The sequence below is a fragment of the Gordonia sp. i37 genome, from assembly GCF_002043085.1.
GTDB lineage: Bacteria > Actinomycetota > Actinomycetes > Mycobacteriales > Mycobacteriaceae > Gordonia > Gordonia polyisoprenivorans.
On record NZ_MVPX01000561.1, the window covers coordinates 1 to 8,899 of the forward strand.

Below are 8,899 nucleotides of genomic sequence, written 5' to 3' on the forward strand. Positions count from 1 at the left end.
GCGGCCCTGCCGTTGCTCCATATCGACAAGCCCCGATACGAGGGTGCCAACCGGTTCCGAAAGGCTGCGCTCGACAGAGTGGGCGCACTCACCGCGCTGCTGATGCTTGCTCCGATCATGGTCGCCGTCGGCATCGCCATCAAAGTCGACTCCGCCGGCCCGATCTTCTACCGGGCCGTGCGCATCGGGCTGAATAACAAACCGTTCGAGATGTGGAAGTTCCGTTCGATGGTGCAGGACGCCGACAAGCGCAAGCACGAGCTCGCCCACCTCGACGAGGGGGCAGGTGTGCTGTTCAAGATGCGCGACGATCCTCGCGTCACCAGGGTAGGACAGTTCATCCGGCGTTACAGCCTCGACGAGCTACCGCAGCTCTTCAACGTTGTCACGGGAAGCATGAGCCTCGTCGGACCGCGCCCGCCGCTGCCGGACGAGGTGGAGAAGTATGACGGACGAGTCGCACGACGAATGCTCGTGAAGCCAGGGATCACCGGGCTGTGGCAAGTTTCCGGCCGATCCGATCTCTCGTGGGAAGAGTCTGTGCGACTCGACCTCTCGTACGTCGAGAACTGGTCGATCATGCAAGACGTCGTCATCCTCTGGCGTACTGCCAAGGCCGTGCTGGCGAAAGAAGGAGCGTACTGATGCGGATGGTTGTCTTGGGCCTAGGCTATCTCGGCGCCACCCATGCGGCATGCATGGCCGAGCTCGGCCATGAGGTACTCGGAGTCGAGGTGGTCCCGGAGAAGCGGGACAGCCTCGCTCGTGGCGAAGTGCCGTTTTACGAGCCCGAGCTTCCGGAGCTGCTGAAGAAGCACATCGACTCCGGCAGGTTGCGGGTCACCGGTTCTTATGAAGAGGCGGCGGACTTCGCCGAAGTGTTCTTCGTTGCTGTGGGAACTCCGCAGAAGAAGGGCGAGTACAGCGCGGATCTGCGGTACGTGGACGCAGCCATTGATCAATTGGTCCCGTTGTTGACGCGAGACGCGTTGATTCTCGGCAAGTCGACCGTACCTGTCGGAACAGCCCAGAGGCTCAGTGAACGAGTTGACGAACTTGCGAAAGATCTCGAGGTGGAGATCGCCTGGAACCCCGAGTTCTTACGAGAGGGATACGCGGTAAGGGACACACTGAACCCGGACCGAGTGGTGCTCGGACGCTTCAGCGGTGGCCGGGCCGAGCTGACCTGCAGAGAGATCTATGGGGCAATCCTGGGCGCTGACACCCCCTTCCTTGTGACAGACCCTCCAACTGCAGAGCTGGTGAAGACCTCAGCAAACGCGTTCTTGGCGACGAAGATCTCGTTCATCAACGCAATCGCCGAGGTGTGCGACGCGGCCGGCGCCGACGTAAAAGCGATCGCGGACGCGATCGGTTACGACTCTCGAATCGGCCGCAAGTTCCTCAACGCGGGTCTCGGGTTCGGAGGCGGATGCCTGCCGAAGGACATCCGGGCCTTCATGGCGAGGGCCGGCGAGTTGGGTGCGGCGGAGGCGCTTTCTTTCCTTCGTGAGGTCGATAACGTCAACATGCGAAGGAGGACCCGCATGGTGGAGTTGACGCGCGAGGTTTGCGACGGATCGCTACTTGGGAAGCGTGTAGCCGTACTAGGGTGTGCATTCAAACCTGAATCAGATGACGTAAGAGATTCGCCTGCACTAAATGTTGCAGGACAGATTCAGCTGCAGGGCGCGTCGGTTACGGTGTACGACCCAAGAGCAATGGACAACTCCCGCAGGCTCTTCCCAACTTTGGACTATGCCGCTTCAGCTGTCGACGCCTGCGACAGTGCCGACGCGATACTGGTACTCACAGAGTGGCCCGAGTTCATCGACTTGGACCCAATCCTACTCGGCGCGATAGTCCGGCACAAGAACGTAATCGATGGACGGATGTGCCTGTTTGAGGACCAGTGGATAGCGAACGGATGGAGCTACCGTAAATGACTCCAAATGATCAATGTATGATACAAACTCTCGCATATATATCTATTACTGATACAGCATGGAAAATGTCAATCTCCCATTCGAGTTTCAGTCACCGCAGACGTGCAATGGCAATTGAAAACCACCAAATCTCAAGGGATGAATGCCAGAAAGTCGCCCTAAATGCACCGGAAAGTATAAGTATGAAACATAGAAGTGCATGGCGGCTCGTGTAACCAAACACTGTGTGCGCGACTTAAAGACGGCTCCAAAGCGCGAGTCGAGGATGAGGGGTATGTCTCTCTATGTCAGATCTGGCGCTCGCATCTGCCCGCTGTCTCGAGTCATGCGATTATTCAAATTAGTTTTCGACCCGATTTGCAATTATAAGCCCATGAAAAGTTCAGCAATATTCTTACAGCCGGTGAAAACCTGTGTAAGGCGATCAAAATCTTTCAGAGGATACTGAGATATGAGGATTCTAGCAGGAGCTGCCAAGAATCGGGCACAGCGCCCCTCGATGAGCGAGATTGTAGGCAAAGTTCGAGGTAGCCGGCAGTTGGCAGTCTACTCCGTCGCACGAGCAGAGCACCTCGAGCGACTTGCTCTGCGCAATGAAAATGGAAATTCTCAAGTCCTACTTTACGGCAGCGAGTACTATGATTGGGATTCCGCAAAGCAAAAAGAATTGCCTGCATACCGCAAAGGCCTAGCGTTTGCGGTATTTGCGATTATCCTCGGCGATCCGCGAAGCGTTGAGATTAATGAACCTGCCAACTTGCCAGCACTACCGCGAGCGATTGCACTAGTCAGTGCTATAAGGACAAGCAACTACTTGCTGGCATGGAGCGGATCAAGATCGCGCACACGTATCGTCTGTTACGCACTCGAGAATGTCCACCCCCGTTCGTCCGCACTGCGTAAGTGGAATGCCTTAACGGGCGGAAAGTTACCGCCCGGACCTTTCGCATGGCTGGTCTTGCGACTCGTAAGACTTGTTTTGTCGCAGATCGACCGCATTGCTTTTGGCAGTCCCGAGTCAATGGAGCTGTACGGCGCGATAGCTACTCGAAGAGGCTTGCCGAGACAGCATCGCCTGATCTTGGAATTGCCGAACGACTGCAACTGCAGCGCAGATACTCCCGAAAAGCCCCAAATGATTTTTGTCGGCCAGTTTTCAGAGAGGAAAGGCCTGCCAATTCTATTGGAAACCTGGGAACAGATTCGTCTTAAAGCTCCGGGACAGTTCAAGTATGTCTTAATCGGGATCGGAAGTCTTGAAAAACAAGCGACACTTTGGGCCGAGGATCGATCGGACGTGTCTATCTATGTAGACCCCGCGCGGAGTGTTATCCATCGTGAATTAAGGAGGTCGAAGGTCCTATATCTGTTGTCACAATCTACGGACCACTGGCAGGAGCAAATCGGCCTGCCGATCTCCGAGGGCCTGGCCCATGACTGCTTTATTGTAGCCACCAGCGGAACAGGGCTTGCCAGCTGGCTTCGTCTAAATCACCAACTAGTGGTGCCGGAGGATATCGCTCCAGCCGATCTCGCTGACCAAGTGATCAACAAGATGACTGCGGAGTGGGTGGGTGAACCCCTGTACTCGTTGCCAAATATGCACAGCCGCGAAGCCGCCAACGAGTGGTTGCATGCGCCACATTCAAATAGCACAACAAATATCTTCGACGGAAAAGTGGAAGCCAGCTTCGAGGAAAAATCATAATGCGCATTCTCATCGACGCGTATTGGATGTCCGGCGGAGGTACGGTGTCGCTGCGACGGACCGTTTCTGAACTAGTTGAGGCCTGGGCTAAAGAGTTTCCCGAAGACGATATAACCATAGTGACTCGAAAGAAGCTTACTAGACGGACAAGACCTACAAGCCTTCCTGACGTCTTCTCATCACGCCGAGTCATGCATTTGCAGAGTGCCATTTGGCCTCACGCCCTATTCGCGGCATTCCGTGCACCGGCGCTGGCAAAGAAGGTCAATGCCGAATATGTTCTTACACAGAATTTCGCTGCCATATTTGGCGATAGCTTTGTCCTCGTGCACGATTCGCTATTTATCACCCGACCAGAGTGGTTTACTCTCTCTGAAAGAATCTACTTTTGGCCTATGCGAATCCTAGCGAGACGCGCCAGAATCGTATTCTCCACCACCCGAACAGAAGGAAGAATAATAGCAGAGAACTTTGGAATAAGAAAAGTCGTGGCAGTGGGCCTGGGCGTTGGTGAAGATATAGAGCGTTTTTCTCCACAGGTGCCAACGAGACTACCTAGGGCCGTTCTTAGGAGTGGATTCTTTCTAACTGTGGGAAGGCTGAACATTCGGAAGAATCTAGTCGCAACCATCGAGTCCTACATCGCGTCAGACTCGAGCAGGAACTATCCGTTGGTTGTGGTTGGTGACACTGACGGAAAAACCAGCAATCTGACACAAATTAGCCGCGATGCGATTCAATCTGGTCGGGTCATCTTCTTGGGCTCTATCAGTGATGCTGAACTACACTGGTTGTATCGGAACTGTCGGATGTTCGTATTTCTGTCACTTGGTGAAGGTTTCGGACTTCCGCCGGCTGAGGCACTGCTCCTGTCGGACGCACCATTGCTTGTCAGTGACATCCCAGTATTCCGCGAGACTCTTGGCAGTCATGCACGATTCGTCAATCCAACCGATAGGAACGCTGTGTCCAGTGCGATCGATAGTTTGGTAGCAGAAGCTCGTCCTGAGGTGCCTACCAATAGTCGAAGCAAGATGTCCTGGCATGGACGCGAAGAGTATGTGTGGACGGGTGTCGCACAACGTATCCGCAAGTCCATATGTCAGCATGAGTATTCCAGTAAGCACGGGCTAACCACCTGGAGCGATGAGTCTCGTGGAGGACTCCAGTGAAGCGGGAAATTTCCATAATCATTGTTGGATATAACAGTGAGCACGTTATCAGTGATTGCCTAGGGTTCCTCGGCGCAAGTGATTCCATCGAAGTCATTCTTGTTGACAATAATTCGACTGACAATACCGTGGATGTGTTCCGCAAGATGTGCCAAAACGGGATTGTAGTTCGGCGCTCTACTAATGGTGGGTTTGCTGCCGCGGTAAATGAGGGTTTACTCAGTGCTAACGGGCGCTGTATTGCTCTATTGAATCCTGATGCGTTTATTCGTTCCGAAGACTTGTTGAAATTGGCTCGATTGGTCGACGGCGAAGTGGTGGCCGCCGCACCCATGGTCACACAGGGTGATGGACGAAGCGTGACGGCGGGCCGTCTGCCGACGCTATGGAGAATTTTCGTACATATGACTGGCCTCTCAATCCTGGGCGGACTGCACCCCGTATTCGAGGGGCATTACCTGCTGCGAGCGCATTGTACCCAGGGTGTAAGAACGGTCGATTGGTCGACGGGTGGCTGTCTGGTGGTTCGTGCAGATCACCTCCGCAGTCTTGGTGGCCTTAATGATCGCTGGTTTATGTATGGTGAAGATATCGACTTTTGTTGGCGATCTAGTGTGCATACTGAGGGTACAGTTATGCTTGATACGAGTATCATCGTCAGACACTTGGTTGGAAAGAGCACGGCTTCCGCAGATGGCACCCTTTCCGATGTCTGGCTACGACATCTTTACGAGGCTTATGTCGCTAACACTGACCCCAACCTGCTCGAGCGAGCATGCTGGATCAGTACTGTCACGCTTGGATTTACCGCGCGGTTTCTTGTGTTTAGTATTCTTTGCCCGCTTTCGCGGGGCGACAGACAGAAGCGGATGCAATATGTGGCGAGTCGAAGCCTGATCTACGCAAGAACTTTCCTGTAAACGTTTTTGAACGGAGCCTCAGTCTGGGGTGTCCGTGAATGTGGTCGAGTACAGCGGAGGAACTCAGTTGTCGATTAGTGGGAGGTTCGGCGTGGGGTCTGTTCGTGCAGTGGTAGCGGGTTACCTTCGAGCGCCATCAATCGCTCTTGCATCACAAGGACTCGGCCTCATTCAGCTCGTTGCGCTACTTGCACGACATGGTCCCACGGACGCCACGGACTGCTATCTTTACTTCTACAATTTGGGATTGCTTCCCGTGCAGATCATCCTGGTCGGTGTCTTTTATCCTATGCTAATAAACAAAACCGACGTCTCGAAGCGATTTGTCGATTTGTATGGGGCTATCACTCCCGTTCTCTCGGTGGCGACTATTGGTCTCGGTATGGTTTGGATGCTGGAAAATGGTCGTCAGTTCAATGTAGTCGTACAGATTGGACTGTTGTGTGGTTTAAATGCGTTTGTTCAATCGATAGTCTGGTTCCGGGGAATCTGTGCTGAAGCATCGGGCAATCCTGTTTGGATATCCGGGGCCACACTTCCCGCAAGTTTCTTCGCTTTAGTTGCACTTGCGCTGCCGCTCCGCGATTCGCTCCAGACGGTCGTAGCCATGCTGTTATTCATGCTGTTAGGAAGCATGGCCCTTGTTGTCATCCAGATCCGATCCTATTCCGTAGCTGGGGTTGTAGGAGAATATCGGAGCGACCGCGCATCCCCTGTCGTGAATTACTGGTTCCTGGCAAGGTCAACAACTGGGTATGGTGCAGCAGTAGGTATCCAGTCGCTGTCAGCGCAGCTGCCCCCCGCTGCGCTCACAATTTCTAGCATCCCGGTCAAGATTGTGGGCGCCACTACGACCATCTTTGTAAACACTCTCCTTCCGAGACTGGTGCATAGGAACTCAACCGATGAGCTTGCCGGACGTCCTCTCCTGCGCTATGCGGTCGTCACTATCAGTCTAGTTTCGGCGATAGCGTGTATTGCGACTTTCTTTCTCGCGGGTCGTTACGTCTTGTTTGTTGTGATCGTGGCAATATGGTTGATTGTCTCGTCCATTTCATCGGTTGTTACTAGGTTCGCTATGCGTTATCGGGAGCCTCGGCAATTGGTAGTCACAGTAGCTGTCCCGATAGGTGTTCTATCGTTGCTATGGCTCACCTCCCTGAGCTCTGGCTTTAGTGTAGGAGCGGTAATCTGCGCCTATGCGCTTGTGGATGGCGTCACAAGCGCCGTTTTGTCACGGTTAATGTCCTACAGATGGGAGCTTTGGCTTTCGAGCATTTTGAGTTTCGCGCTTGGTGGCTTGTGGCTCGCGTCTATTGGACATAGTCAGTTGTTTGCTGTGTGATTCGAGAGATGGCAGGCGATAATGCCTCCGTTCTTTGTTATCTAGCGCAGGAGTCTTCTTAAAGAAAGTGTAGGTATTGTTATGTTGGTACGGGCTAGTAGTCCTCGTTTTGATGGTGTTGTGGGGAGTTTTGGGCTCCGCGCGATTATCGGTGGATGGTGGATTGTGGTTTGCGGAGGTTTGTTTGGAGCCGTTGTAGGATTGGCCGTTTGCATATTACAGAGTCCGGTGTACGAGGCCTCCAGTACGTTATATGTAACATCTGGCTCTGGATCGGATCATGCTTCGGATGCGTACCAGGGGTCCTTGGCTTCCCAGCAGCGAGTGGCGTCATACGCGGATCTAGCCAGATCTGATGCGGTATTGACTAAGGCTATTCAACTCTCTGATCTTGGTTTGAATACCGCTCAGGCGCAACGAATGGTATCGGCAGTAGGGAATCCGGATACAGTTCTACTGGTCGTGACTGCAAGGTCTGGAGATGCCTCTGAATCTATGCGTTTAGCGAATGGAGTCGCTTCTGCCATGTCAGACTATGTGGCTGATTTGGAAACGCCTGCGAGTGGTGGTGCGCCGCTCGCGAAGTTGACCGTGGTCAGCCCAGCTAAGCTGGATCCTGACCCAGTAAGTCCGAGGCCGTCAAAGAATCTAAGCGTAGGTTTGCTAGGTGGGGTGCTATTGGGGTGTTTAGCCGCGGTATTTCGGGCATACCTTGATCGGCGAGTTCGCTCGGTTGAGGATGTGTCGGAGTTGATTCCAGAACCTGTTCTCGGGGCGATTGAGGAATCTGAGGAGATTGCACGTTCGCCCTTGGACTTTGATTCTTCAGGTATAGCTGTCGAACAGTTCCGTCGTCTTCGCATCAATTTGGGATTTATCGATGTCGACAAGCCGATAAGGTCGCTTGTTATTACTAGCGCATCGGAGGGTGAAGGCAAAACCACGGTGGCAGTAAACCTGGCGCTAGCTTTGGCTAGCGCTCAAAAGCGTGTGTTGCTTGTTGACGGCGATTTGAGGCGGCCTGCTATTGCGCGGTTTTTGGGACTTTCTTCCGCAATTGGCTTGACAGGCTTCTTGCGTGGTGACGAAGTTGAGGATCAGATTCAGACGTCGGCCCACATAGGCGTGGATGTGATGGCGAGCGGTCCTGAAGCCCCTAATCCGGCGGAGTTGCTTGGCAGTGATCGGTTGAAATTGTTCATCACTAACGTTGGCCGTACTTACGACTTCGTCGTGGTTGACGCACCTCCGATTGGTCCCGTGGCGGATGCGTTGGTGTTGGGCGAAGTAGTAGACGGCGTATTGCTTGTGTCGAGGGTAGGCGTTGGCACAAAGGCGGGTTTGCGTGCGGCTTCTGCAGAGCTGGCCTCTTCGCCTAGTAACGTTTGTGGAGTGTTGGTGAATGGCGTCGGCAGGTCTACGATTGGATACGGTTATTATGGTAGTTCCGAGTTGGACAGAGATGTACGTGCGCGTGGGTCTTCAGTTTGAGAGTTCCTGGTCAGCCGCAAGTAGCCTTGTGATCTTCGCGTTGGCGATCGCGTTATTGGTAGTCGTGTCATATGTAGCTTATCTTGGTTTCGCTATAATCGTTGAAATAGCCGATTGATGATCAATTATGGAATTTCTTATCTTCTTCAGCCTTCGGTTACCTTGTTCCGTCGCGGTCTGGCGACGGCAACGGTACGCAGCTATTGGCGGTCGCCCGCTGTGCGCGTGCCTGGTTAAATCGACCTCCGTCGAGGCCCAAGTACCTAAATCTTGCGGGTGGGCATCGACGCTCCGTCAGCTCTACATCGTCCGGCGCT

7 protein-coding genes and 1 pseudogene are annotated in these 8,899 nt (G+C 53.6%); all 8 read left to right on the forward strand.

Annotated elements, in window-relative coordinates:
* A partial coding sequence (locus B1964_RS27765) for a sugar transferase (RefSeq protein WP_139765908.1) occupies positions 1 to 645 on the forward strand: 645 nt, incomplete at its 5' end.
* On the forward strand, positions 645 to 1,946 hold the full coding sequence (locus tag B1964_RS27770) for a UDP-glucose/GDP-mannose dehydrogenase family protein (RefSeq protein ID WP_079932120.1): 1,302 nt from the start codon (positions 645 to 647) through the stop codon (positions 1,944 to 1,946). The genes B1964_RS27765 and B1964_RS27770, both read left to right, overlap by 1 nt.
* Before the next feature lie 499 nt (positions 1,947 to 2,445).
* On the forward strand, positions 2,446 to 3,654 hold the full coding sequence (locus B1964_RS27775; protein ID WP_172398987.1) for a glycosyltransferase: 1,209 nt from the start codon (positions 2,446 to 2,448) through the stop codon (positions 3,652 to 3,654).
* 395 nt (positions 3,655 to 4,049) lie between these two features.
* Positions 4,050 to 4,826 carry a glycosyltransferase gene (locus B1964_RS31615; protein WP_366664300.1) on the forward strand — a complete coding sequence of 259 codons (777 nt, stop codon included), beginning with the start codon at positions 4,050 to 4,052 and terminating at the stop codon, positions 4,824 to 4,826.
* Entirely contained in the window at positions 4,823 to 5,746 is a 924-nt protein-coding gene (locus tag B1964_RS27785; RefSeq protein WP_079932123.1) for a glycosyltransferase, read from the forward strand. The genes B1964_RS31615 and B1964_RS27785 overlap by 4 nt, the downstream gene beginning before the upstream one ends.
* 34 nt (positions 5,747 to 5,780) lie before the next feature.
* On the forward strand, positions 5,781 to 7,091 hold the full coding sequence (locus tag B1964_RS30195) for a hypothetical protein (RefSeq protein WP_139765909.1): 1,311 nt from the start codon (positions 5,781 to 5,783) through the stop codon (positions 7,089 to 7,091).
* A gap of 81 nt (positions 7,092 to 7,172) precedes the next feature.
* Positions 7,173 to 7,460: pseudogene (locus B1964_RS31620) on the forward strand (Wzz/FepE/Etk N-terminal domain-containing protein); the annotation flags it as partial.
* Positions 7,461 to 7,832: 372 nt separating this feature from the next.
* The gene (locus B1964_RS31330; protein ID WP_253194242.1) at positions 7,833 to 8,582 is read left to right on the forward strand and encodes a CpsD/CapB family tyrosine-protein kinase; all 750 of its coding nucleotides are present in this window, start codon (positions 7,833 to 7,835) and stop codon (positions 8,580 to 8,582) included.
* Positions 8,583 to 8,899 lie beyond the last annotated feature (317 nt).

Excerpts from the sequence above, each read along its gene's own strand:
- B1964_RS27775 (WP_172398987.1), top strand. The coding sequence starts at position 2,446 with ATGAGCGAGATTGTAGGCAAAGTTCGAGGTAGCCGGCAGTTGGCAGTC.
- B1964_RS27770 (WP_079932120.1), top strand. The coding sequence starts at position 645 with ATGCGGATGGTTGTCTTGGGCCTAGGCTATCTCGGCGCCACCCATGCG.
- B1964_RS31615 (WP_366664300.1), top strand. The coding sequence starts at position 4,050 with ATGCGAATCCTAGCGAGACGCGCCAGAATCGTATTCTCCACCACCCGA.